Source organism: Psychrosphaera algicola (assembly GCF_028401425.1).
In the GTDB taxonomy this organism is placed as follows: Bacteria; Pseudomonadota; Gammaproteobacteria; order Enterobacterales; family Alteromonadaceae; genus Psychrosphaera; species Psychrosphaera algicola.
Genome location: NZ_JAQOMS010000002.1, coordinates 3,201,661 through 3,228,001 on the forward strand (window position 1 = coordinate 3,201,661; position 26,341 = coordinate 3,228,001).

Genomic DNA, 26,341 nt, shown 5'->3' on the forward strand with positions numbered 1-26,341 from the left:
CAATACAGTAGGGTTCCTATTTAAAAACTTTTTAGCTGTTTTGTTATGACAGCATTTGTTGGATATAAGCGTGGTGATCTGGCATAAGGTTGGCTGAATTTGCAATTACTGACTCAATATTTTGCAGTCGTCGTTGAATTTCAACATCAGATAGCCTGTCGACTAGTGGATGATAATTATTGGCTTTTATCCCCTGACCCTGCATAACCGCAAGCCACGACGTTTCATTAAACAGCTCATCATCTTGACGAAATATCCGGCCAGTTTCTTTATACATTTCTATTTTTTGCTGCAACGTTGATGGTATCGGCATAGCTTGGCAATAGCGCCAGAAATCAGAGTCATCGCGTTCAGTCGCTTTGTAATGCAATACAATAAAATCCCTAATTCGAAGGTATTCCTTTTCTGTTTGTTGGTTAAACAAATCAATGTCGCATTGATTGATATTTTTGTACGGGAACAAGGTCATTAATTTGGCAATAGCTGATTGAATTAAATGCAACCCAGTTGACTCGAGTGGTTCGACAAAACCAGCGGCAAGGCCAATCGCAATACAGTTTTTGTTCCAGCTTTTTTGCGCATTCCAGTCGTCCAGCGCAACATATTAATATCAGCGATGGGTGAGGATTCCAGTTGTTGTAATAATACCTCCTGAGCGGCGTTATCGTCGATAAAGTCACTTGAATAGACATAACCATTGCCAATTCTGTTTTGCAGCGGAATACGCCAAGTCCAGCCCACACTTTGGGCGGTTGATTTAGTATAAGGTGTAATGTTTTGAGCTGTTATTGTATGGCAAGGTACTGCAGCTGCTCGGTTACACGGTAGGTAATGACTCCAATCGTCAAATCCGGTTTTTAGAGCTTGTTCAATTAATATCCCTTTAAAACCAGAACAATCGATAAACAAATCGCCAGTTATCTGCTGGCCGTCTTCAAGAAATAAGGTCTGAATATTACCGATATCGGCATTTAAGCCAACGTCCATCACTTTGCCGTTTAGCTTAGTCACGCCGCGCTTTGTTGCATAACTGGACAAAAATTTTGCATATAACGTCGCGTCAAAATGATAGGCATAGTTAATGCCCGCTAACGGTGAGTTTTGTTGTTGCTGCGGATGCATAAATTTATTTTGATATGCGGCAACCGCCGTGAGTGAGTATTGCGAGAGGTCACTCGCCTTACCAAGTTGTTGCATCTTCAACCAATAATGATGAAAGGGTAGAGCGTCAATATTGGTGCCGTATGTACCAAAAGGGTGAAAATAGGCGTGGCCTTTTTTTGCCAATCAACAAATTCAATACCGAGTTTAAATGTCGCATTGGTGAAGTCTAAAAATTCTTTTTCATCGATGTCTAAAATTCGATTAAATAACTGTACCTGCGGGATAGTCGCTTCGCCTACAGAAACAGTACCAATTTGGTCTGATTCAATAAGAGTGATGTCACATAGTTCGGGGCCTAACACTTTAGCCAGCGCCGAAGCTGTCATCCATCCGGCTGAACCACCACCGACAATTACGATAGACTTAACGGTGTTGGGATTCGTCGTGTAACTCATTACGTTTACCTCAAGTAAAAAGCTGCCAACCATAAATGGCGGCAGCTTTTGCTCCAATTTAATTACCGATTCGACCTAATAAATCATTAGGTCTCACGACAAATTAAAACACTCGGTTTTAAAAATTACCTTTAACAACTAGGCTAAACCGGCGGTCACTTACAAACCATGAACGTGAGGCTTGGTTGCCGTCGTTGTCTATTTGCATTGTTGTATGTGCAACTTCATTGGTTAAGTTGCTGCCTTGAAGACCGACTTTTATGTTTTCACTGACATCATAAAATATCGAAGCGTCAACTTGTCCACCGGCTTTGTTATATATAGGCAACTGAGTGATAACATCTTTGGTCGTTAACAAATAATCTGAGCGCCAGTTGTACGCAATACGTGCGTTAACACCGTATTTTTCATACATACCTACAAGATTGAAGTTGTCTTGGGATAGACCCTCTAATGGAAGGTTGTCAAACGCTATGCCTTCACCTTCTTCAGAGTTAGGTTTATCCGGGGATAAGCCTGGGTTTGGTGAACCCTCTTCATCGATATAAGTGTAGTTGAATTGAATACCTAAGCCACTAAACGCCCCGGGTAAAAAGTCGAAAAATTGCTGATACGCTATCTCCGCCCCTTTTATCGAACCTTCATCACCATTTGTCGCCCCGTCTACTTGCACTATTTGCGTTGAACCGTTGTTGGTGTATTCACGGTCAACTGAGCCATTAATAAAATAATTGCTCAGATCTTTGTAGAATAAAGAGGTTGTTAACGATCCCACGCCTTCGGCAAAATACCACTCTAATGCTAAATCATAACTGTAAGACTCCATTGGTTTTAAGAATGGATTGCCAGATTTAGCGGTATAACGTGAATATCGTGCATCTGTGATTTCTCTGTCGTCGCCATCACCAGTATAGGTGATGACCTGATCTTCAGCGGTAATGGCTACGTAGTTTCGCAGGTTACCTAAATCTGGTAAGGCAATGGCTTCAGAAAAACCAAAGCGAAGCAACAATTCATCAGTTAAGTTAAACTTGACGTTTACGCTAGGTAAAACATTTGAATACGAGCTCGATGCAGTTTGTTCTACAGAACCCGCGTCACCAAACGCAGCTTGATCAGCTGGTAAAAAGTGATCTGGGTCAGTGGTTGGCTGAGCCGGATCGCCTACGGAATCAGGGAACGTAATAAACCCTTTTGTATCGTTTTCAATTTTTACATATCTAAAACCAAGGTTACCGCTGAAATCAATATCGCCGATTTCACCCTCAAAATTTGCTTTGACATAAATGGCATTACTGGTTTCAACGGTGTCATTTATTTCATTTGGAATAAAGTGGCCTTCGGCGCCATCACGACTACCCAATGCACTCCAGCCTGGGGTTAAGCTAGCAAAAGCACTTTCAGCATTCGTGTAATCGGTTGCTAAAGAGACTTTAGGGAATAGAAACGCTTCTTCGCCTGCTGAATTTAAAACACCGCCGCGGGCAAAGTTGTCAAACGAAATCTGCTCGTATTGATTGTTTAAGCTTGCACCTAATTCATCGCCCTCAGCGTCAAACCAAGCACTGCCATTGCCAGCCCAAGCTTCAGATAACCAACCCCAGTTGTAAGTGGATTGGCGAGTGATTTGCTCGCGCTTAGCGTGTCGAACACCTATTTTTAAAGAGGTGAAAAACCCTTCGTCCAACGTATATTGCGCGTCAGTTGCAAAGGCTAATTCGTTACCCTCATTGTCTGAGATGTGGTCCATTGCACTACGCCAAAAATAGTTGTGCGGGTTAGTAAAATACCCCGTCTCACCGTTATTAGCGGGATTGATAATAGAAATATCTGGATGTTCATCGCCGTGTTGAGCAATTCCAACGACGGCTCTGCTTGCACCCATTACTGAAAAATCTAAAATTTCAGATGTTGAGTTTACATACTGAAGATCAAGGTTAAATGCCCAAGTATCATTCGGGCGGTAGCGAATGTTAAAACCAAAATCATCAACAAGCGAATCTTGATTTCGTTGACGAGTGATCATGGCATGTTGCGCACCAAATTCGCCACCAGGTTGTCGTTCGGCGTCGTTTCCGCGCCATCCCGCTGTTGAGGTAATTAGACCCGATTCAAATAAGCCTTGGTCGGTCACTTCAAAAGAGGTGCCCGCGGCTGGAACTAAGTCATTGATAACGGCGTCGTCTGCCATTTCAATTGCGTTTTCAGTCCATGCTAGTGATGAGTCAGAACGAATAAACTGCGCGGTTGCAAGAATTGTGCGGTCTTCATTCTCCCATTGTACCGTACTTGCAAACCCTTCACGTTTACGGTCATCTTGCTTACGAGTGAGGCGAGTTGTGCGAGGCACCATAACTTGCTGCCCATCAACGAGTTGATTCTGTAATTCGTAGCGGCCAATTTGCGTACCGTCAGATTGTGCTTTTAGTTCAGAATTAGAATAGTTAAATAACACCCCAATTCGACCATTACTTATATCAAAGTTCTCGCTGTATAAACCTGAAAACGACGGCGTTGTCTCGTCAATAAAATCACTGTGTGTGGCATCTACGGTAAACGCTAAAACACGTTCATCGGAGTCAAATGGTTTACGAGTGATCAAGTTTACGGTTCCAGCAATACCACCTTCAATCATATCAGCAGATTGGTTTTATATAGCTCTACGCCCCCCATCAACTCAGGCGGTACATCTTGAAAGCTCAAACCCCGTCCCGAGTCCGCGGTAAATGTATCTCGGCCATTAAACTCACTGCGGGTATGGGTAAGCCCACGAACCACCACACCACTGCCTTCCACACCGTAGTGATCAGGGTCATTGGCTCCGGCAAAACGTTCGATAGAAACACCCGGTAAACGTACTATCGCTTCCAATACGCTACGGTCAGGCAAAGAGCCGATATCTTTTGCTGAAATAGCATCTAATACGGTTTCGCCTTCGCGTTTCATATTTTGTGCATCGATTAAGTTAGAGCGAGTTCCTCGGACTTCAATAACTTCGATGTCACCGGTTTTAGCTGTATCTTCTGGTTCCGCAGCCCATAGTGACGTCGCCATTGGGAGGCTCAAAATTGCTGAACTAATTATTGAGAGCTTAAAGTTAGGACGTTGATTAATAGTCCTATTTTCTTTGATAGTTTTTTCATTATTTCCCCGTTGTATTGTTTGTTTCTGCTGGTATTAGTTGCTGAAGCTAATACGTCGCTTTTTATAAGTTATGGCTTGTTGTGTTGAAAGCTCACCTAACTATTTTTTAATTTTCATATTCGTTTTTAGAGAACAAGGCGTCGAATGTCGTCTAACTAGATGAGAGAACTGAAATTTGAACGTTCAATTTTAATAATTCAACATGAATTCTTTTTCTAACCCTTGTAATTAAAGGGGTGAGGCGATTTTGTAGAGATGAAATTAATTTGTCTCTAAATTTGGCTGATATAGTTCAATTATTCTCACTTGTGGAAAGTTGAACGTTCAAATGGTGAAGTTGACATGCACTTGGTCGAATCGATTAAGGATGAGTTGGTAAACTTTGCTCTGCTTAATTAATCAACATGCAGAGCAGCGGTTACCAAAAAATGAAAATAAAAAAACACTAATATTAGCTTCTTTAACAAGCACGATATTGCTGAGTTGTTCAGCAACAGACTGGTTGGCAAAAAGTGAAGTTCAGGCAAGTACAGGAAAGCCAACATTTGCGTTCCAAGATGAAAATCTTTCAGTTGAACAACGAGTCAACGACTTAGTCAGTCAGATGACACTTGAGGAAAAAGTCGGGCAGTTATTTGACAAAGCACCCGCAATTGAGCGTTTACAAGTCCCTGCCTATAAATGGTGGAATGAAGCTTTGCATGGCGTTGCTCGTGCTGGAACTGCAACGGTATTTCCCCAAGCTATTGGTTTAGCAGCGACTTTTGACGAAGACTTAATGCTTAAAGTAGGAACTGCAATTTCTGATGAAGGGCGTGCAAAACACCATGCGTTTTTAGCTGAAAATAACCGCTCTATGTATACCGGACTGACTTATTGGTCGCCAAACATCAATATTTTTAGAGATCCACGTTGGGGCAGAAGTAGGAAACTTACGGTGAAGACCCATACCTTACCACGCGCATCGCAATCAATTTTGTGAACGGTTTACAGGGCGATGATGACAAATATTTAAAGTCAGTGGCAACCTTAAAACACTATGCCGTGCACAGTGGCCCTGAAGTCACTCGCCATAGTGATGACTATGCTGCAACACCGAAAGATTTGTCTGAAACTTATTTGTCTGCGTTTAGGGACGTAATATCAGAAACAAACGTTGCGTCGGTTATGTGTGCATATAACAGTGTAAACGGCACACCGGCTTGTGGTAACAACGAACTTATTCAAAACAAGCTACGCACTGAGTTTAATTTTACCGGATATATTGTTTCAGACTGCGGAGCAATCGCGGACTTTTATGATAGAAAATCTCATAATGTTGTTAAAACAGAAGCGGCCGCAGCTGCTATGGCGGTTAAGGCAGGGACAGATTTAAACTGTGGCGACCATCACGGCAATACATTTAGTTATTTAACGGAAGCGGTAAATAGCGGACTAATTGACGAGACTGAGATTGATGTCGCCGTTAAACGTCTGTTTGAAGCTCGATTTAAACTAGGTATGTTTGACGCAAAAAATAATGTGCCATATTCAACGATACCGCTAGATGTAGTGGGCTCACAAACCCACCTGTCACTTAGTCAGCAAGCGGCCGAAAAATCGTTAGTATTGTTAAAAAACGATAATTTACTGCCACTAAAAGGCAATGAAAAAATCGCTCTAATTGGTCCAAATGCTGATAACTTTATGGTGCTTGTAGGTAATTATTATGGTCAGCCAGTAAATCCTATTACCCCAAAACAAGCGCTAATGAAAAAGCTTGGCGCCGCACAAGTGAAATATACACCGGGGGCGAGCTTAACGGGAGAAGTGTATACTCATTTTACACCTATCCCTGCGGAACATTTTTTCATATCGATCATAGTGGCCTTCAACAATCTGGTTTGATTGCCGAATATTATCCTGATCCCCACTTTAATCGGCAGTTAGCCAAGCGCCAAATTGTTGAAAATATCGACTTTAATTGGCAGCGCTCGCCAATCAACAACGCCATTGAACAAGAGTTTTCTGTCCGATGGCGGGGGCAATTAAAACCAAGTAAAACGGCTGAGTATCAGTTCAAAGCGCATAACTTGGCATTTACCATAGATGGCAGAAGCGTTAATGGCGTGGTTAAACTTAATGCGGGAACAACTTACGAATTTAATGCCGAAAGCAAAATTAGTCATTACTGGCATAGCAATGTTATTCAGCCAAGTGCGTCTTTATCCTGGTTGGATCATTCACGTAACTTGACCGAAGAAGCACTAAGCGCAGCTCGCGACTCTGATGTTGTGGTCTTTGTCGGCGGCATCAGCGCTAATTTAGAAGGTGAAGAAATGCCATTGGCCATTGACGGTTTTTCTCACGGCGATAGAACGCACATTAATTTGCCACAATCACAGGAAAAATTACTTAAAAAGCTGAAACAAATAGGCAAGCCAATTGTCTTTGTTAATATGAGTGGGAGTGCCATTGCGCTCAACTGGCAGGACCAAAATGTTGACGCGATAATTCAGGGATTTTATCCAGGTGAAGCGACAGGAACTGCGTTAACTCGCTTGTTGTATGGCGAGTTTAGTCCTTCTGGCAAACTGCCCATCACGTTTTATAAATCGGTTACCGACTTGCCGGCTTTTAACGATTATTCAATGGCGAACCGGACCTATAAGTATTACAGAAGGGGATGTGTTGTATCCGTTTGGCTTCGGCTTAAGTTACGCAGACGTCAAATATAAAAATTTAACCCACACATTGAATGAGCAAAGCGGTGAATTGCAACTTAGTGTTTCCCTTTCTAACGCCAGTGATAGAGCTACGGAGGAAGTGGTACAAGTGTATTTTAGTATGCCTGATTCACCGGTTAAAACCCCCATTCGACAGTTAGTTAGTTTCAAACGGGTAGGGCTTGCAGGACACTCAACGCAACAAGTCAACATTACTGTGCCTAAAAATAAACTGACCTACATTGATGATGCCGGTTTTGCTCAACCGTATCAGGGACGCTTAGCGGTAACTGTGGGGGCAGGGCAAGGCATTAAAATATCGCAAGATAGATTTCAGACCACCGAACTATCCTTGCCTTAATCGCTATAGGTGGAACGCAACAAAATGACAAACTCATCAGTTAAAGGTAATACGGCAGAAAATAAAACGACAACGATGTTGAAAACTGAGTTAGCGGGCAATCGCGATAATTTGTTTCAGATCTTTTTGGTGGCATGTGTTGCAACAATTGGTGGGTTTTTATTTGGTTTCGACAGTGGCGTGATAAATGGCACGGTTGATGGATTAAAATTTGCGTTTCATTCTGACAGCATAGGCACCGGATTTAACGTTGCGAGTATGCTATTAGGCTGTGCAATTGGTGCTTTTGGGGCTGGATTGAGCGCCGATAGCTTTGGCCGAAAAAGCGTATTACTGGTGTCGGCGGTGTTATTTATCGTCAGTGCCTAGGGCTCTGGCATTGCTACATCGTCAATGGAGTTTGTGGTTTATCGGTTAATAGGAGGGCTAGCCGTTGGCGGGGCTTCAGTCTTAGCGCCAGCCTATATTAGTGAAATAGCCCCTGTGCGATTTCGAGGAATGTTGTCGTCAATTCAACAAATGGCGATTATTGCCGGATTGTTTTGTTCTTTTTAAGCAATTATTTGCTGGTGGAAGTATCTGGAAATTCAATCGAACCACTATGGCTGGGCTTTGAAACTTGGCGTTGGATGTTTTGGATTGAGCTTTTACCTGCACTTTTGTTTTTTGCCTGTCTGTTACTTATCCCTGAAAGTCCGCGTTATTTAGCGATAACTAATCAGCATACAAAAGGCATGAATGTCCTTGGTCGATTGTTTGGTAAAAATAAAGCCAGTGCAATTTGGCAAGATATTCGAACATCAATTGATAACAATTCAGCGATAAAAATAACCGACGTACTTAACCCAAATAGCAGCAAGCTTAAGGCGGTTATTTGGATTGGGATTGGGCTTGCGGTTTTACAGCAACTGGCAGGGGTTAATGTCGTTTTTTATTACGGCGCAGTATTGTGGCAGGCTGTTGGGTTTTCTGAATCGGATGCGCTGCTGATTAATATTATTAGTGGCGCAATAAGCATTGTCGCCTGCTTTATCGCTTTGATGTTAATTGACAAAATAGGTCGAAAGCCGCTTTTACTCATTGGTTCAGTGGGCATGACCTTTTCGTTATTTGGTATCGCAACGGCATTTGCCAACGGTACAATTGGAGCCGATGGTCAGTTAGATCTAGGCAGTTGGAGTTTTACCGCGTTACTGCAAGTTCACCTATATGTTTTCTTTTTAATTTTTCATGGGGCCCCATCATGTGGGTTATGTTGGGGAAATGTTTCCCAATAAAATACGAGGTTCGGGCTTGGCTATTGCTGGTTTAGCGCAGTGGTTGGCAAACTTTTTATTACCATGACCTTCCCACTGTTGTTAACAGGTATTGGATTGGCGACGACATTTTCTTTTTATACTTTGTTTGCATTTAGCTCAATATTATTTGTTTTATGGTTTGTGGTGGAAACAAAAGGTAAAAAGCTGGAGCAAATGACATAAATTTAAATAGTATCGTCTTTATTTTGTAAACTGGTTTTGATATTTTCCGATAATAGAAAAAGTTCTATGCCGCCAAGTTTATTGGCGTATCGACCTTGTCTATCAATATCGGTGTGCTTGTAAGGATTATATGTAAACAATTGGACTGTTATGATGAATCCTTGTCTTATTTTCGAGCTAAATCAGTTGTCTGCTTATTTTACGTACATCAAGTTCGCTTTATACCCACAAACATTAAGGCGTGAATTTTGAGACTCATTTCACTTGTATTAACCGCTATTATTTTAAATTTAATGTTCAATTGTTATGTCAATGCAGATACAAATGTCTTTGTTATCGACGACACACCTAAATGCCAACCCCTTGGTATTGCCGAGCAAAATATTTGCGTGGAAGTGACGGCCGTAAACCAAGAGTGCGAAGATAGTATCCTTGGCGAATTTCTTGAGTCATGCACTGTAGATATCGAATACATTGTGACGTCAAATTACGAGGGGGACTCTTATATAAAAACATTTGTCGATTGTGCCGTGATCACTGAAGTTAAAAGTGAAGTTTTAGGAAATACTCAGATATATGAAGATTCATCTGAAACCAACATCTCCCTTTTTGAAAACCAATCAGCAGAACGTACAACGGATTTTTTGTTTATGTACAGCCATCGCGCGCAGGCCAATGAAGTGCAAATTACCAAAGCGGGTTGCCGTATATCAGAAGCAAATATTTGGTAATAGGCACCATCAGGAAATGTTAATTATAAAAACAAGACTAATGCTCGTCGTTCAACCTATGCTCATAATTGATCCAAACAAAACCCCTTAATTCTTTTAACAGGAACAAGGGGCAAGGTATTGAAGATTAATAGGCAACAGTGCCACGAATTGGGTAGTTATCTTGGTTACGAACGAAGGCTAAACCTCTAACAACTACGTCTAGTTCTGGGCGCAAAAATGGCGTATTAGAGATATTAACGGCTTGTAAATTCCCTAATTCGTTAATGACAAATAACGCCGGTTCTGAATAGTTATGGTCCGTCTCTTGTTCTGTTCGCGGTTGTGAAATATAAAGACCAAGTTGCTTCATTTGTTGCTCTGTTAAGCCGTATGCAATTGGATACGTGATGTTGAGCTTTTCCATGTTTTCTACTAGCTGATCTTTGGAATCCGCTGATACTGCTGAAACGCTAACGCCGATGCCTTTTAATGCCGATTGATGTTCTTCGAGAAGATTTAAATATCGGATACAGAGAGGGCAGTGCTTACCTCTATATACCACTATCATTTGCCAGTCAGCACCTCCGTGTGCCTTACTTAAATTAACAGTTGAGCCATCAATAAGCTTAGCGTCAACGTCTGGAAAAGGACTGCCCGTGGTTAATTTTATTGAAAGTGTCATGTTGTTCTCTTAGATTGCATTTAGGCTTACTAAATTGATTGCATAATGTACGTGCTTTAAAGGCCGATTACAGTGACAAACTATTAGGTAAACATGAAAGGTCAGTAACGTTGAATTTAACTGGATTCAGATGTTACTGACATAAAAAGTTTCTTTCTTTAACCGTTTACTTAACTGTAAATTTAACGTCTTGGTCACGTAACAAATAGAGTGCGAAACATGCCGCCCACATTGGCCATGCGGTAAAAAATAACAAGTTGTTAAAACCGTCTAAATATTGATTATACGATGACAAGGTCGACATGCCGTGCATGACAAAAATAATGCCGTAGGTGATCCGCTTTTTAATGCCCGCCATAAACGCAACAACCAAAAGCATTTGAATAGCGCCCAATATGTAAGCAATCATATCAGTGGAGCCACTTATTCCGTAAAAGTGTTCAAAAATACGTGCGCTGTGTCCTGGATTGACAAATTTGTCCAACGTCCACATTATCATGACGATAAAGACCCCAAGGCGCAGCGAAAACAAAGACCACTGCAAACGACTATTCATATCAAAATTCGTTGAATTACTCATAAAACAAAAACTTCCTAAACTAAAATTTCTAAACATTAGGTTTAGTAAGACCGTGCTTATGGTTTTATCTTTCAAATAAATTTTTCTATTTTGAAAGTTAGAAACAAAATAAATCGCTTGAAAGTTATTTGTCCGTGTTTAGGTCTTAATAGTTATCTACACAACAGCTAGCTACAAAGAGTGCACTTTTGAAACATCATAATTTGACCTTAACTATCGCCTTTATCTTAAATACCCCACTTGCCATCAATGCGGCACCTGCTGCAAAAGATGAGTCGGTAGAAGTAATTGAAATTTATAGTCAAAAGATAATACGCAGGGCTTGTCAGTTAAGGACACGGCTGTTAATGGCCCTTTTGGTGATAATTTAGCAATACAAGACATCGCTCGCTCGGTCACGCCTATTTCAAGTGAACTCATTGAACAACTGAACATTACAACCTTACAAGATGTGTTGGCTGTAAGCCCAAATACGTATTCGGCAAGTGGCTTTGGAGCGCCAAGTTTACCGACCATTCGAGGTCAATTAGGAGAGTTATTTCAAGATGGCATTCGCCGCCAAGCGGGCAACAATGGTTTTGGTATTCCACTGTCGTTTAATTCGGTAGAACAAATTGATGTGGTAAAAGGCGCGCCACCGGTGTTATTTGGCTCTAGCCAGCGTAATGGGGGTTTTGTTAATTTACATTCAAAAAAGCATCAACTTATGATACCAAAGGAAAGTTGAGTTTATCTGCCGGTCGTTGGGATCAATATCGGGCACTAGTCGATTTTCAAGCGCCTATTATAAAAGATAAAATCGGGTTAAGAGTTAGCGCTGAACATGTGGATAGCGGCAGTTTTTATGACTTTTCTAGCACGCAAAGTGACAGCTTCTATGCTGCACTATCAATATTACCGGACAATAAAAGCAGCTGGGATATTAACTTTGAATACTTCAAGGTGGAATTTACAGACAATGCGGGGATTAACCGTCCAACCCAAGCACTAATTGATGATGGCTTATACATCACGGGGCAGGGAGTTCAGGAAAACGGCAGCACCATTCCAAAAGCGGGTTCTATTATCTCGCCTACGGGACAAGTAAAAATAGACAGAAGCATGGTACTGACTGACCCAGCTAATCTAAATAATGCCAGCACCTATTTAATTCATAGTATTTATAAACGAGAGCTTACAACTCATTTGTCGCTTAAAAACACCAGTTATTTTCAACATTTAGCACGTGAAGAAATCGCCCAAAATAGCTTTGTTGAAATTATTGATGGGGCAGACACTGCGCAAAGTCGTACTGAAATAACATATCAATGGGACGATACACAACAAACCATTTTTGCTTTCGACATCCGATATAACGATGTCTTAGGTTATAGCCAATTTACCACCGAAGCAGATTCACCGATTGACTTAACCGGGCCAATTTCAAACCGCAGAATACCGTTAACAGAGGAACAAAAGGCCCGCTTAGTTGAGCTCAGACCCGGGGTTTTTGTATCTCCTGGTGGTCAATATGACGTAAATAATGACGGTACGGGTGACTTCAATTTGTCGGATACAACGGATTCGCGTTCATGGCAAACCGGGCTTGCAATACAGCAAGATTCACAGTGGACCGAGAAATTGCGAACAAGTTTCGGGTATCGTGTCGACTTTTATGATGTTACCGCTGAGGACCCAATTGCCCCGGCAAATCAAATTGCCGCAAGCGACAGCATTAGCGATACGCTTCATTCAGGCCAAATTAGTTTTAATTACAACTTAGACAGTGATTTAACTTTGTATGGCGCGGCAAGCTACAACGAAGCAACGTCAAACAGCATGGCCGGCGGAAGCACACTAGGAGCGGATAACACGATTAATCCTCTTAACTTTGCAACAGAAAATACCTTAGCGGAGTTTGGCTTAAAGTATGTACCCGCCGACAGTGACTGGTACGCTGACGGCGCTTTGTTCAGCCAGCGTCGCAGTTTACGAAATCGTGATGGCAGCAATACCGGAATTCGCACAGAAGGTTTCGAGTCTCAGGTGTTTTACGATGCCTATCCTTTTTGGTTTAGCGCTGGTTACAGCTATATAGACGCAAGATACGACGACTCAGGTAGCGCTCAAGACTCTGCCCAAATCGCCGACGCATTTGATAATTCTAGACCAGATATTATTGCAGGTAACAGCATTGGCGCACCAAGCTATACAGCATTTGCGGCGTCAAACAGACAAGTACAGGGGATCCCAGAGCAATCTTTAAGCTTAAATGGCAATTATTCAATTAATTTAAAATGGAAAGCGGGTTTCTCAGGTCTATATACCAAGAGCTATCCATTGGACTTTCTAGGAACCGTTAAAATACGTGATCAATACACACTAAATATAAATTCGATTTATGCGTTTACCCCAACCACTAAATTACGTTTCGATATTAATAATGTGACTAATCAGAAAAATTGGCGTCCGGTATTTGAAGGTGGATATTTTGGGGCGACTTTAGTTTTTCCTGAATTACCAATTAACGCCAAATTAACGCTTACTCATAATTTCTAAAATAAGGTTTTAAAAGAAATAACATGATGAAAAAAATACTTTTAATATTGATTGCAGCGTTAGCTGTTGGTCTATTCTTTCATTTTGACTTGCACCAATTATTGACACTCGATGGCTTAAAAGGCTCGATGGATCAGTTTAGTCAATGGCGTGAGCAGTCTCCTGTTTTAGTCATCGGTGTATTCTTTATAATGTATGTACTCGTCACTGCGCTTTCTTTGCCTGGCGCTGCAATTCTAACTTTGGCCGCGGGTGCTTTGTTTGGATTGTTAGAGGGTTTAGTTATCGTGTCTTTTGCGTCTAGCATTGGCGCTACATTGGCATTTTTGGTATCGCGATATTTATTACGTGACACGATTCAAAAACGATTCCCAGAGCGCTTGACTGCAATTGATGCGGGTGTTGCAAAAGAAGGCGCTTTCTATTTATTTACCCTGCGCCTCGTACCAGTGTTTCCGTTCTTTTTAATCAATTTATTAATGGGCGTAACAGCGATAAAGTCGTGGACATTCTACTGGGTTAGTCAAATAGGCATGTTAGCGGGCACATTTGTATTTGTTAACGCCGGTACGCAACTGGCACAAATTGACAGTTTATCGGGCATATTATCATTCAATCTTATTGTGTCTTTTGCGTTACTTGGTTTTTTCCCGTTAATTGCGAAAGCTATTTTAAACGTGTTTAAGAAAAAACGTGTTTATAAAAATTATACTAAACCGAAAAAGTTTGACCGTAATATGGTCGTTATTGGTGCCGGTGCTGGTGGACTTGTCACAAGTTATATTGCTGCGGCAGTCAAAGCAAAAGTTACCCTTATTGAAGCCGGAGAGATGGGAGGCGATTGCTTAAATTATGGTTGTGTCCCCAGCAAAGCCATTATTAAAAGCGCCAAAATAGCCGAGCAGATCCGTCATGGAGAACATTACGGTTTAGAAAACTCGACGCCACAGTTTTCTTTCAAAAAGGTTATGGCCAGAGTGCATAAAGTGATTGCCGATGTTGCTCCCCATGACAGTGTCGAGCGCTACACAAACTTAGGTGTTGAAGTCATAAAAGGATACGGCAAATTAATTGACCCGTGGACAGTGGAAATTAAGCTTAATGACGGCAGCAAACAAACATTAACGGCCCGTACCATCGTTATTGCAACCGGTGCTCGCCCATTTGTTCCGCCGTTACCTGGCATTGAAGAAACCGGTTATGTGACGAGTGATACTCTATGGACTAAATTTGCTGAACTAGACGAAGCTCCTAAAAAGTTAGTCGTACTAGGTGGTGGTCCAATTGGTTGCGAACTTGCACAAAGCTTTGCACGATTGGGGTCAAGCGTAACTCAGATTGAAATGGCAGAACGGATTATGATCAAAGAAGATCTTGAAGTGTCTACCTTTGCCCACGAGTCATTAACCGAAAGTGGCGTTAATATTTTAACCTCTCATCAAGCGTTACGATGTGAAACTCGCGACGATAAAAAGTACATCGTAGTGAAGCAGCAACTGGATGGCAAAACTCAAGAAGTGGCTATTGAATACGACGAGTTATTGTGTGCGGTTGGACGGAGCGCGCGCCTTAAAGGTTATGGTCTAGAAGAGTTAGGCATAGAGACAAACCGGACTATTTTAACCAACGAATACTTAGAGACGTTATACCCAAATATTTATGCCGCAGGGGATATTGTTGGTCCTTATCAGTTTACTCACGTAGCCGCTCATCAAGGTTGGTATGCCGCGGTAAACGGTTTATTTGGCCATCTTAAAAAGTTTAAAGTCGACTACCGAGTTATTCCTTGGACGACGTTTATTGACCCAGAAGTAGCCCGTGTTGGACTAAACGAGCAGGATGCAATAGACAAAGGCATCGACTTTGAAATCACGCGTTTTGAGTTTGAAGAACTCGACCGAGCGATTACCGACAGCGCAACTAAAGGTTTTATTAAAGTCATTACCCCTAAAGGCAAAGACAAAATACTCGGTGTAACTGTGGTCTCTGAGCACGCCGGCGATTTAATTGCAGAATTTGTACTCGCCATGAAGCACGGATTAGGGCTTAACAAAATACTTGGCACAATCCACAGCTACCCAACATGGGCTGAAGGCAATAAATACGCGGCGGGAGAATGGAAACGCAATCATGCGCCTGAAACTGTTTTAAACTTACTTGAAAAATACCACACATGGCGCAGAGGTTAATTTGACTAAATCACTATTAAAGCCAGCATTGTTCGGGGTGTCGCTACTTGTGATTTCGTTCACAAGTAACGCCAAAAATATGCACGACAGCTGGAACAATGTGCTCAGTAAACATGTTGTTTCAATTAATAATAACCACAGTACTGAAGTAGACTACAAGGCAATTAAACGCGAGCATGCGGAACTGCAAATGTACCTAGATTCATTGGCTGCAGTAACGCAAACTGAGTTTGAGCAATGGAGTAAGTCAAAACAGTTGGCGTTTTTAATCAATGCCTATAATGCATGGACGGTTGAACTTATTGTTTCGAATATCGACGATGACAAAACATCATCTCAAAACCTTGAGTCGATTAAAGACCTAGGCAGTTTTTTAGTTCACCATGGAGTAAAGACTTCATCCCTTTGTTGGAGAAAACACGGAGTTTAGATAATATTGAACACGATTTAATTCGTGGCGCCGTTGATGAGAACGGTAACTCAAAATACAATGAACCGCGCATTCACTTTGCGGTAAACTGCGCGAGTATTGGTTGCCCGGCACTTCGTGAAGAAGCATACACAGCTATCGACTTAGAGCGCCAGTTAGAGGCGCAAACAGTGCGTTTTTTATCAGATGCGACACGTAATATTGCGCATAAAAATAAGCTTAGCGTATCTTCTATATTTAAGTGGTACGGCGATGATTTTGAACAAGGCTTTCGGGGCGCAAACTCTCTACAGCAGTTTTTTGCTCAATACGCCCAAGCTCTTAATTTAACTTCGGCACAGCAAAAGTTACTCAAGGAAGACAATATGAAAGTGAAATTTTTAGATTACAACTGGAAGCTAAATGCACGTCAGTAGGTTTGGGAAAATATTAACGCGGTACGGCATTTGCTGCGTCGCGTTTTTATTTCCTTAACAATAAGTATTAACTCTAATGCAAGTGCCGCCAATACGGATCTGAACTTGCGTTGGCAGGGCATTGAACAATTGGGTAAAAACCAAGATGTGTACTTTCATGCTTATGGGGCGGTGACCCACAAATTAATGCCTATATTCAATGGGCTGCCCAGCAAGTAAAAGCCCTATACGATATTAATTTACATCATGTGAAACTAAGTGATACGAGCGAAGCGGTAAGTCGAGTTTTAGCTGAAAAGTCAGCAAACAATGATACGCAGGGCAGTGTCGATTTAGTTTGGATTAATGGCGCCAATTTTGCCACTATGAGCGAGCATTCGCTGTTATTAAAGCAGTGGGCCAATTACCTGCCAAATTTTAAGTACACCGACCCGACAAACAACCCCGCTGTTAATTTTGATTTTGGTATTCCAACTCAAGGGATGGAGGCTCCGTGGGGACAAGCTTCTCTTACTTTTTATTACGACAGTTTAGCTACCGATAATCCGCCAACAACATTAGATGAACTCGTTATCTGGAGTGCCAAAAACACTGGCCGGTTTAGCTATCCTAAACCCCCTGACTTTCTTGGATTAAGCTTTCTCAAATATGCTCTAGTGATATTGCATCAAGATAGCGCGATTGAGATTCAATCCTTGCTAAACCAACCGGTGACTGACCAAAGCAAAGTGGTGGTATTAAGTCCGCTTTGGGATTTTTTAGATAAGCTTCATCCGACATTGTGGCGCAATGGCAAACATTTTATGACAAGTGGTGCGCAACTACGACGGTTAGTGGACGATACTGAACTTAGCTTAGCTTTTACGTTTTCTGCACCTGAAGTACCCGCTGCCGTTAAACGTTATGATTTACCGGCGAGTATTCGCAGTTATGCTATGTCAGATGGCAGTTTAAGTAATACCCACTTTGTTGCTATTCCTTACAATGCGGCTCACTCGAATAGTGCGCAACTGGTTGCTAATTTTCTGCTCAATCCGCGAGCTCAGGCAGAAAAACAAAAAAGTAATATCTGGGGTGATAGAACTGTGTTGATTCATTCAATGCTGGAAAATAAACAGTCAGCATGGTTTAAAGCTCAGGAACCTCACCCGAGTGCCTTACCCTTTAATAGCATTCGTCGTACCTTAAGTGAACCTCATCCCGATTGGGTCAACGCGATTATTCAAGGTTGGAACGTTCGTTACGGGGTTAGCAAATGAATGTTGAACCGACTAAAACCACAAACATTGAATATAAAACCGATTTGTTTACTCACATTGTAAAATTCAGTCCACGGTTTTTACTCGCCTGTTTATTGATCCCAGTATTGGCAGGTTTAATTGGCGTTGTGTTACCGGCATTTGGATGGGCTCCTGCTTTAAGCCAATATAAGATTGGCCTTCATGGGTTTACTGCGCTGTGGCAAACTCCGGGGCTGGTACAAATGGCAATGTTGAGTATTAGTACCGGTTTAATTAGCACGTTACTCGCCTTTATTATTACCTTAATGATCTTAGCGGCCTTTTTTAATACGGTTTGGCTCAACTACATCCAGCGTTTGTTAAGCCCCATTTTAGTTATCCCGCATGCCGCCGCAGCGATTGCTATTGGTTTTCTTATTGCACCCTCTGGTATGTTATCCCGATTGGTCTCCCCTAGCTGAGCGGTTGGGAATTATCGCCCTAGGGATCTTTCCGCATGACGCAATGGGGATTAGTATTATATTAGGGTTAACCTTAAAAGAGTTGCCGTTTTTGCTACTTATGGCGCTAGGCGTACTTGCGCAACCTGAGCTAGGTAAAAGCTCAGAGCGCAACACAAAGTTGCGCTTAGCTTAGGTTACTGTCCAATGACGGCCTTTTTTAAAGTCATATTGCCTAACCTATACCCTTTGTTGCGGCTACCCATTTTAGCTGTACTCGCCTATGCCAGTGCCAGTGTGGAAATGCCACTCATATTAGGACCTAATACGCCACCGACACTTGCCGTTGCTATAATGCAGTGGTTTAACGACGTTGATTTAAATCTAAAAATTAAGGCGTCAGCAGGGGCATTATTGCAGTTAGCGATAACCGGTGGATTGCTTATGTTGTGGTTGTTCGGAGAAAAGGTCGTAATGTATTTTTGTCGTGACTTGCTTACCAATGGCGAGCGCGAATACAGCGGGGCATTTTGGCAAAAGCTCACTTCGGTATTAATCACTGGGGTAATAGGTTTTATCTTATTAGCACTGGTCGGGCTGATATTATCGTCGGTCGCTGGTTTTTGGCGTTTTCCATCGGCGATCCCAGACCAATTAGTCTTGTCGCATTTCCAAAGTGCTTTAACTCAAATGGCCGGCCCTGTTATAAACACCTTAAACATAGGTATCGTTAGCACGGCATTGGCCATACTACTGACGTTATTATGTTTAGAATCAGAGCAGTTACGAAATAAATCTGTTTCACGTTTTATGAGCTTCATTATCTATTTACCTCTGCTCGTCCCGAGTATTGCTTTTTTATTTGGATTGGTGTGGTTACAACAATTAGCAAGTAATTTATCGGTGTTTGTCAGTGTCGTGCTGACTCACTTATTGTTTGTTTTACCCTACGTATTTTTATCGTTAGCTGGCAGTTATCGACGTTTAGATCCTAGGTTTTCAAATGTGGCGGCAAGCTTAGGGGCAAAGCCACACAAGGTCTTTTTGAAAGTTAAACTTCCACAATTATTTGCACCCATTTTAATCGCAGCTGCATTAGGATTAGCCATTAGCTTTGGCCAATACTTACCCACTCTACTTGTCGGAGGTGGACGAATTTCGACAATTACGACCGAAGCCGTTGCTTTAGCCAATGGTGCAAGTCGGCGTACGAGTGCGGTTTATGCCATTATGCAAATGGTTTTGCCGCTTATTGGGTTTATCATAGCTTGGTTATTGCCTAAGTTTTTTATAAAAGCGCGCATCACTAAAGGGTTAATATGCAGTCATCTTTACAAATAAAAAATCTGCAATTGTTTCGTCAAAAGCAATTGTTACTTAGCTTAAACGAGCAAGTGAATGGCGGTGAGATACTGACGATCATGGGGCCGTCTGGCAGCGGTAAATCGAGTTTGTTAAATTGGTTAACCGCAGGTCTCAATAGTCATTTTCACGCTGAAGGTGAGGTCTGGCTTAATGGCAAAAATGTTAACGGACTGCCTTCACACTTACGACATATAGGCGTGTTGTATCAAGATGCGTTATTGTTTTCTCATCTCACCGTTGGTGGCAATATTGCATTTGCGATGCCTAAGGGTAATAAAAAGCAACGTATAGAAAAAATAGAACAGATGCTCGAAACATTTGGTCTAGCAGGTATGGCCAATCGACATCCTGATGAATTGTCTGGGGGCAACAGGCACGAGTTGCTTTACTGCGAATGTTGCTAAGCGAACCGAAAGCTATTTTACTCGATGAACCGTTTAGTAAGTTAGATGCGCAATTGCGCGCTGAGACTCGGCAGTTGGTTTTTGACACCATCCGCAATCATAAGTTACCGGCAATTATGGTTACACATGATCATAGTGATGCTGAGGCTGCAAACGGTAAAGTGATCACCTTAAACACAGGACAAGCTAAATGTTAGATAGATTCATCACGCCGATTATAAAACCTGTTTTACAGCCAGTTGTGATGCTTTTGCACAAACGTAAAGTCACTGCGGATCAACTGACTGTCGTCGGTTTTTTAATTGGCTTATTAGCGGTGCCTTTATTGGCATTTCAGCAGTGGTATGCGGCACTTGCTGCGATTGTGTTAAATCGAATATTCGATGGCCTTGATGGTGCTTTAGCTCGTTATAGTAAACAAAGTTCAAGCGCTGGTGGCTTTTTAGATATCACCCTCGATTTCTTATTTTATGCGGCCATACCGCTAGGCTTTGTAATTGCTAATCCTGAGCAAAATGCCATCGCCGGATCTGTACTATTGGCAACCTTTATTGGCACCGGTTCGAGTTTTTTAGCGTTCGCTATTGCTGCAGAAAAATTTAAACTCGATAAACCGCAATTTAAGTATAAAAGCTTTTACTATTTAAATGGCTTAACAGAAGGAACGGAGACCATTGCGTTGTTTGTCGCCTTTTGTCTTTGGCCGCAACATTTTGCGTTATTAGCGTATGGATTTGCCTTTGCCTGTGCGATTACGATAGTTACGCGGATACATGGCGGCTACCACACACTAAAACAGCAAGAGGCTATTTTGCAGTCTCCTCAAGAGGTTACTCATGACCAATGAAATAGGGTGGCGTCTAGGCTGTTTTTTTCTATTTTAATTATCATGATGTGGCTTGAGTGGCAAAAGCCAGCACGGCATTCACCCATTAAAGCCCGCACGCGGTGGTTTGCCAACTTTGGGTTAATATTTGTATCCTCAGTAGTCGCACGTCTAACAGTCCCTATAGGGTTAACGGCATTAGCCATTAGTAATCAGCAGCAGGGATTTGGGTTATTTAATAATATAAATGCGCCTAGTATCGTCATCGTTGTGCTTAGTTTAATACTGCTCGATATATTGATTTATTGGCAGCATAGATTGTTCCATAAAGTGCCCATGTTATGGCGTTTGCACCGCGTACACCATGCTGATATTCATGTTGATACGAGTACCGGTCTTAGGTTCCATCCTATTGAAATTGTTCTTAGTATTGTTATCAAGATTGTCGCCGTCGGGTTACTGGGTATACCAGCGATTGCGGTACTTATATTCGAAATTGCGTTAAATGGCCTCGCGCTGTTCAATCATGCCAATATTCGTTTACCTCAAAGTATTGAGAAACCATTACGACTCATATTGATGACACAAGTTTTACACCGTATTCACCATAGCCAAAAAGTCTCTGAGACAAATTCAAATTATGGATTTAGCGTTATTTGGTGGGACAAGTTGTTTGGTAGCTATAAAAACGAAGCGACAAAAACCGATGAAGAGCTTGATATTGGCTTAAAGGAATATCCAAAAGCTAAACAAAATGCTTCGTTGTTTGGGCTGTTAATGATGCCGTTTAAAGGCAAATGAATATTGGGTAATGTAGCTCAGTTTAAAAAGTTTAGTTGTCGCTAAACCGCCGACCGTTGGTCGGAATATACTGTCAGCGCAAACCTAAAACTTATCCCAAATACAGTTGCTCATCCACTGTATCTATTTGCTCCTTTGGTAAAAATTTATTTGCGTAATGTAAGTAAACTTTACTTTTAATGAATAGCTGAAAAACGGCTAAGTCAATGTGCTCTTCAATCGCCATTTTATGTAATATATTGAGAGAAACACTAAGTGGTTTCGCTTTTTTATATGGACGGTCGGAGGCGGTTAATGCCTCAAAAATATCAGCTAAAGCCAAAATACGTTCAGGGATACTGAGTTCGTCCCCTTTTAATCTGCGGGGATAACCATCTCCACGCATGGTTTCATGGTGAGTAGATGCAATACGCGGGACATTTTCTAGCTCTGGCGGAAATGGAATTTGATCCAAAATTTTTATCGTACTAATAATGTGTTCGTTTATTATAAATCGATCCTCAGTCGTTAACGTGCCTTTCATGACCGTCAAATTATATATTTCACCTAGGTTGGCCAAATTTTCAGGTATCGCCATTTTAATCCCAAGACTGTCAGGCAGTTTATGTTCTTTAGCGTGTTGCTTGATATGTCCTTCTTTATCGGCCAGCAAATATTCAACCGCTGGCAGTGGCGCGCTTTCATTTACAAGCTCTCTTTCTTCCTGTGGTGAAAGTCCGAGTTGGTCGTCAAAATAACGAAGCCACGTTTGTTGAGCTAATTGTTTGATTTTTTGTTCGGCTTCACTTGAGAGACCTTCACTTCCAATATTTGAATGTGCAATAAAAGCAAAATCGTGTTGCAGTTGTTGTTGCTCTTTTCGGCATTTTTCCAAAAGTTCGGCTTTATCTTCAGGAGAGGTTTGTAATGCATTTAAATAAGTAATTTCAATATCGCGATGAAGCACTTCAAAGCGCATTCTAACTTCATGGATCCGATTATAAATGCATTCTAATTTTGAGCCTTTATCAACAATATGCTCTGGGGTCGTTATTTTGCCACAATCATGTAACCACGCCGCAGTGGTTAATTCTCGCCATTGTTGTTCAGAAGTAATATCAAAGCTTTCAAAAATACCGGTGTTTTCCTTACAAGCGACTTTTAATAACATTTCACTCAGCTCAGGGACTCGATTGCAATGTCCACCTGTGTAGGGGGATTTATCATCTATTGCCTGAGCTATCAGCTTCACCATGGCATCAATAAGACCTTTTTGAGCCAACTCATGATTATACAAGTTGTTAGACATTTTTTTGATTGCTAAGGATAGGCGTTTTACTTCAATAATATTGCTCGGCGCTACTTTAACCACACTGTAGTCCTGATTAGAGATCTGTTGAGTTTGCAGCAACAGTGTATTAAATGTTGTGGTTACCGGGGACGCAAATAGATAGGTTAATGGCAATAAAATGGCAATGACAGCCATCGTTATTAAACTGCTTTCAATTACGCTTTTATATACGGGGGCAAATAGGGTGCTTTCATCGATTGCCAAAACCAGCAATTGATCTTGAGAAAGTGATGATCCAAGCTCACTAAAATAGAGCAGTTTATTCTCACCTTGATACTCAAAATAATGCAGTGATTCTAAAGTGGTTTTACGAGCCTGATCAATCGCTTGGATATAAGGCAACACTCGCACAGTTGATTTGTCCTGAGTGTTAAATAGCCATTTTTTTCAAGTTGTGGGATATGAATGTTTTGCAATTCAGCTAACGCACGATTAATTATGGGCAGCAAAGGCGCATGTTCCTTTTGCAGTAACATGCGTAGCTTAGTGTCAATTTGAACCCCATCTAAGGAAAAGTCTTTTAATACCTTAAGGTTATCTACACCAAACTCTTTTAATAAATTATCCATGATTAACGCGATGTCTAAGGCAGCATCCACTTTATTAGACGCTAAGAGCTCAATCATTTCATGGTTTTTAGTAAAGCTTACAATTTCTATTTGTGGATGAGACTGTTCGATTTCTTTGGCAATCGACCACCCACTGCCAATGGCTAGTTTTTTACCATGCAACTGCGATAATGAACTGAAATTCTGGTTTTTCTTCACCAATAACCCTAATGGCAAATTACCGTAGGCGTCTGACAATAATCCGAGATCTCGGTTTTCCTGAGTGTCGTAAACTCCATTTAAAATATCTAATTTCTTAGTTTTAAATTGCTCTGTGAATTGTTGCCAGCTAAAACCATTAACAAAATTTAATTTTATCCCTGTTTTTTCACTAATCATTTTTAACGCATCTACGGCATAACCCTTTGGTGCTCCCGAAAGTGAAAAGTCGATAGGTTGCCAATCTTCGCCATTTGAAATCCGCATTGAAGCAAGTTGGTTGACATAGTTTTTTCGTCCGTAGTGAGCTTTAAAGGTGTAATGCTTTTTAGTCTTTCATCAAGGACCGGAGAATTAGATTGCGCAATCAACTCGCCGTTTTGTTTAATAAGGTAGGCTTCTCCAGAAAATGCATTGGCGTGCATCGCTAGATTCTGTGAAAGGTTAAATAAGCTTACGTCTAAACCGATAACCCCTTTATTATTGGGTAACTTTTTGGAATACGTGATCCCAGGTAATTGAGAAAACTGAAATAAATAAGGCGCGCCTTGCGTGGTTTGTTTACTCGCCTGTGTATACCAAGGTCTTAAAACAGGATTGTAGTTTGTCGGTTTTGTGGTTTGATTGGTTTGTTGTAAATTTTTATCATAGTAAGTTAACACTTGCAGATTGGGGTCTTGATCGACATTTATCGCTAGTGTTAACCAAATATCATTATCCTCAGCAAAATATTGTTTTCGAGCTCCGGTTGTATTTAAATTCACAACCTCAAAAAGTTTCCCTCTGGCGTCGCCATGTAAAGACCAAAAACAAGTGGATTACTGGCCATCATTTCACTTATTAAATTGAGTTTGGTGCGCGGTGACTGAGCTTCGATATCTGGATATATTGATAAAAGGTCGACGAGTAACTTAGCTTGAACGTCATTATTTTGCAGTGCTTTTTTAGATTGCCCAACAAATTGTTCAAACTCTTTTAAAGCATGTTTTTCTAATTGAGAGGTGCTGTAATAATATTGAAGCGATAACGTTATTATCGCAACAATGCAGCAAACAAGAGCTAACGCAGTGACAACAGCAAAACGAACTGAAAAGCGAAAACTGGCAAAAGAAAATGTTAATTTATCCATAAACCCAATGTACAATTTATATCCATATTCAGCCTATCAAACTATACTTTTTTGCCTTAAAGTTCTAGCTTAACTTTCTATTTAGGGCGTAAATTTAAAAAATCGAATTTACCAGTAAGCCAGTAAAAATGCGGATGTTGTTATTTCCAGTATTAAATTGATAATACGACCGTGACGTTCTTCTGAATTGGGTTACGCAACCCAAGCATAATATTAAGATTTCTTTTTAGTTACTTTACACGTTGGGAAGCCTGAACACCCCCAGAATGTTGTACCCGCATTGGCTCCTTTTCGAGCGGTACGAAGGACCATGGCATTACCGCATTTAGGACATAATGGTTTGTTTTTATTGCGTTCAATATTGGCAATGTGCATATCTTTAGAAACCACCGTTGATGATATGGCGTTTTCGATAATCACAGAGTAGTTATGAATAGTGTCACTATTCAAGACTTCATGGCGTTGAGATTTTATTAAAGGAATTAGGCCGCTTTTAGTAACAACATTTTTCGGCATTTCAGTTTTGAACTGGCAACTGCCTACAAAGACGACAATATTAAAAATTGTGCTTGAATTTGCGCCAAGTAACTTTTCTATAGCTTTTACATGTTTATAATTTTGAAGAATCGGATTATAAAATTTGTATTTATTTTTATATATTGTTTGTGTCCATTGTCTTTGTTTTTCCCCACCAAATATCCAGCCTCTCAGGTTTTTAGTTTCAATGACAAATATGCCATATGGACTTATTAGAATATGATCTATTTGGGTGGTTCCATCGGGTGTGATAAGTGTGACATCATGGAATGTGGGGTATTTTTGGCCATGCTGTCCAAAAATATTTAGTTTGCGAGCGATCATCCTTTCGCCTGCACTTCCTTTATAGTTCGACGTTTTTGCTAGTAAAAAAACAGCAGGCCAAATATTAATATAAGTAAGAAGAATGTTTCGGTCATTAATTCATTTTATCCCCTGTTTGGCTTAACACTAAGGATTTAGAAAGAAGCTGTTTTTCTGAATTGGACATAAAAAACCTCCTATTTCAATTAAGAATAGCAGTAGGCTTTAAATCATCAAACCGTAATATAAAGTTTCAGGATCAATTGTTTTAATAGTGCGGGAGAGTGATAAAGTTTCACACTAAACTATAAATTTGCGACTCATTAAGAAAGAACATCCTCTAATTAGGTGGCCAAATATCCTTGACCACTGCAAACAGAGATAAGTAACTCATAATTGT

The 26,341-nt window shown here is 41.0% G+C and carries 17 protein-coding genes and 9 pseudogenes; 16 read left to right on the forward strand and 10 right to left on the reverse strand.

Annotation, left to right across the window (positions count from 1 at the left end; translation table 11 throughout):
• Positions 1-43: 43 nt before the first annotated feature.
• From PN838_RS27530 to PN838_RS17590, 3 genes and pseudogenes are all read right to left on the reverse strand, one after another.
• A pseudogene (locus PN838_RS27530) lies at positions 44-1,592 on the reverse strand (tryptophan halogenase family protein).
• An 85-nt stretch (positions 1,593-1,677) separates the two neighbouring features.
• A complete protein-coding gene (locus PN838_RS17585) occupies positions 1,678-4,194 on the reverse strand; it encodes a TonB-dependent receptor (protein ID WP_272181481.1) in 2,517 nt (838 codons plus the stop codon).
• The gene (locus tag PN838_RS17590) at positions 4,191-4,613 is read right to left on the reverse strand and encodes a TonB-dependent receptor plug domain-containing protein (protein WP_272181482.1); all 423 of its coding nucleotides are present in this window, start codon (positions 4,611-4,613) and stop codon (positions 4,191-4,193) included. Before PN838_RS17590 ends, PN838_RS17585 begins: the two co-directional genes overlap by 4 nt.
• Positions 4,614-5,085: 472 nt before the next feature.
• Here PN838_RS17590 and PN838_RS17595 point away from each other — a divergent pair, with 472 nt between their 5' ends.
• The 8 genes and pseudogenes from PN838_RS17595 (at position 5,086) to PN838_RS17630 (ending at position 9,981) form a co-directional block, all read left to right on the forward strand.
• Complete coding sequence (locus PN838_RS17595) at positions 5,086-5,685, forward strand: glycoside hydrolase family 3 N-terminal domain-containing protein (protein WP_272181483.1); 600 nt, start codon at positions 5,086-5,088, stop codon at positions 5,683-5,685.
• Positions 5,682-6,590, forward strand: a complete 909-nt coding sequence (locus tag PN838_RS17600) for a glycoside hydrolase family 3 protein (RefSeq protein ID WP_272181484.1) — start codon at positions 5,682-5,684, stop codon at positions 6,588-6,590. Before PN838_RS17595 ends, PN838_RS17600 begins: the two co-directional genes overlap by 4 nt.
• A complete protein-coding gene (locus PN838_RS17605) occupies positions 6,587-7,420 on the forward strand; it encodes a glycoside hydrolase family 3 C-terminal domain-containing protein (RefSeq protein WP_272181485.1) in 834 nt (277 codons plus the stop codon). Before PN838_RS17600 ends, PN838_RS17605 begins: the two co-directional genes overlap by 4 nt.
• A gap of 16 nt (positions 7,421-7,436) precedes the next feature.
• Positions 7,437-7,769, forward strand: coding sequence for a fibronectin type III-like domain-contianing protein (locus tag PN838_RS17610; RefSeq protein WP_272181486.1), 333 nt, complete (start codon positions 7,437-7,439; stop codon positions 7,767-7,769).
• A gap of 75 nt (positions 7,770-7,844) precedes the next feature.
• Positions 7,845-8,324 (forward strand): annotated as a pseudogene (locus tag PN838_RS17615) (MFS transporter).
• A 14-nt stretch (positions 8,325-8,338) separates the two neighbouring features.
• Positions 8,339-9,046, forward strand: coding sequence for an MFS transporter (locus tag PN838_RS17620; protein ID WP_272181487.1), 708 nt, complete (start codon positions 8,339-8,341; stop codon positions 9,044-9,046).
• 16 nt (positions 9,047-9,062) lie between these two features.
• Positions 9,063-9,250, forward strand: a pseudogene (locus tag PN838_RS17625) (MFS transporter); the annotation flags it as partial.
• Between the two features lie 248 nt (positions 9,251-9,498).
• Positions 9,499-9,981 (forward strand): hypothetical protein, encoded by a 483-nt coding sequence (locus PN838_RS17630; RefSeq protein ID WP_272181488.1) that lies wholly within the window; start codon positions 9,499-9,501, stop codon positions 9,979-9,981.
• A gap of 127 nt (positions 9,982-10,108) precedes the next feature.
• On the opposite strand, the gene PN838_RS17635 is transcribed toward PN838_RS17630, so the two are convergent.
• Together PN838_RS17635 and PN838_RS17640 are read right to left on the reverse strand one after the other, a co-directional pair.
• Entirely contained in the window at positions 10,109-10,645 is a 537-nt protein-coding gene (locus PN838_RS17635) for a redoxin domain-containing protein (RefSeq protein WP_215962613.1), read from the reverse strand.
• 166 nt (positions 10,646-10,811) lie between these two features.
• Entirely contained in the window at positions 10,812-11,225 is a 414-nt protein-coding gene (locus PN838_RS17640) for a hypothetical protein (RefSeq protein WP_215962612.1), read from the reverse strand.
• A 188-nt stretch (positions 11,226-11,413) separates the two neighbouring features.
• Between PN838_RS17640 and PN838_RS17645 the strand changes: the two are divergent.
• From PN838_RS17645 to PN838_RS17680, 8 genes and pseudogenes are all read left to right on the forward strand, one after another.
• Positions 11,414-13,763: pseudogene (locus PN838_RS17645) on the forward strand (TonB-dependent receptor).
• A 23-nt stretch (positions 13,764-13,786) separates the two neighbouring features.
• Complete coding sequence (locus tag PN838_RS17650) at positions 13,787-15,952, forward strand: dihydrolipoyl dehydrogenase family protein (protein WP_272181489.1); 2,166 nt, start codon at positions 13,787-13,789, stop codon at positions 15,950-15,952.
• A gap of 1 nt (position 15,953) precedes the next feature.
• Positions 15,954-16,798 (forward strand): annotated as a pseudogene (locus tag PN838_RS17655) (DUF547 domain-containing protein).
• Positions 16,785-18,057 (forward strand): annotated as a pseudogene (locus PN838_RS17660) (ABC transporter substrate-binding protein). The pseudogenes PN838_RS17655 and PN838_RS17660 overlap by 14 nt, the downstream one beginning before the upstream one ends.
• Positions 18,054-19,820 (forward strand): annotated as a pseudogene (locus PN838_RS17665) (ABC transporter permease). Before PN838_RS17660 ends, PN838_RS17665 begins: the two co-directional pseudogenes overlap by 4 nt.
• Positions 19,799-20,445: pseudogene (locus PN838_RS17670) on the forward strand (ATP-binding cassette domain-containing protein). The pseudogenes PN838_RS17665 and PN838_RS17670 overlap by 22 nt, the downstream one beginning before the upstream one ends.
• On the forward strand, positions 20,439-21,095 hold the full coding sequence (locus PN838_RS17675; RefSeq protein WP_272181490.1) for a CDP-alcohol phosphatidyltransferase family protein: 657 nt from the start codon (positions 20,439-20,441) through the stop codon (positions 21,093-21,095). Before PN838_RS17670 ends, PN838_RS17675 begins: the two are co-directional and overlap by 7 nt.
• Positions 21,085-21,875: pseudogene (locus tag PN838_RS17680) on the forward strand (sterol desaturase family protein). Before PN838_RS17675 ends, PN838_RS17680 begins: the two are co-directional and overlap by 11 nt.
• Positions 21,876-21,966: 91 nt before the next feature.
• Here PN838_RS17680 and PN838_RS17685 read toward each other — a convergent pair.
• From PN838_RS17685 to PN838_RS17705, 5 genes are all read right to left on the reverse strand, one after another.
• Positions 21,967-23,550 carry an HD-GYP domain-containing protein gene (locus PN838_RS17685; RefSeq protein WP_272181491.1) on the reverse strand — a complete coding sequence of 528 codons (1,584 nt, stop codon included), beginning with the start codon at positions 23,548-23,550 and terminating at the stop codon, positions 21,967-21,969.
• Complete coding sequence (locus tag PN838_RS17690; protein ID WP_272181492.1) at positions 23,502-24,239, reverse strand: transporter substrate-binding domain-containing protein; 738 nt, start codon at positions 24,237-24,239, stop codon at positions 23,502-23,504. The genes PN838_RS17685 and PN838_RS17690 overlap by 49 nt, the downstream gene beginning before the upstream one ends.
• On the reverse strand, positions 24,164-24,736 hold the full coding sequence (locus PN838_RS17695; RefSeq protein ID WP_272181493.1) for a cache domain-containing protein: 573 nt from the start codon (positions 24,734-24,736) through the stop codon (positions 24,164-24,166). The genes PN838_RS17690 and PN838_RS17695 overlap by 76 nt, the downstream gene beginning before the upstream one ends.
• Positions 24,733-25,101, reverse strand: a complete 369-nt coding sequence (locus tag PN838_RS17700; RefSeq protein WP_272181494.1) for a hypothetical protein — start codon at positions 25,099-25,101, stop codon at positions 24,733-24,735. Before PN838_RS17700 ends, PN838_RS17695 begins: the two co-directional genes overlap by 4 nt.
• Before the next feature lie 213 nt (positions 25,102-25,314).
• Positions 25,315-25,962: a nuclease-related domain-containing protein gene (locus PN838_RS17705; protein WP_441295804.1), complete on the reverse strand. Its 648-nt coding sequence runs from the start codon at positions 25,960-25,962 to the stop codon at positions 25,315-25,317.
• Positions 25,963-26,341 lie beyond the last annotated feature (379 nt).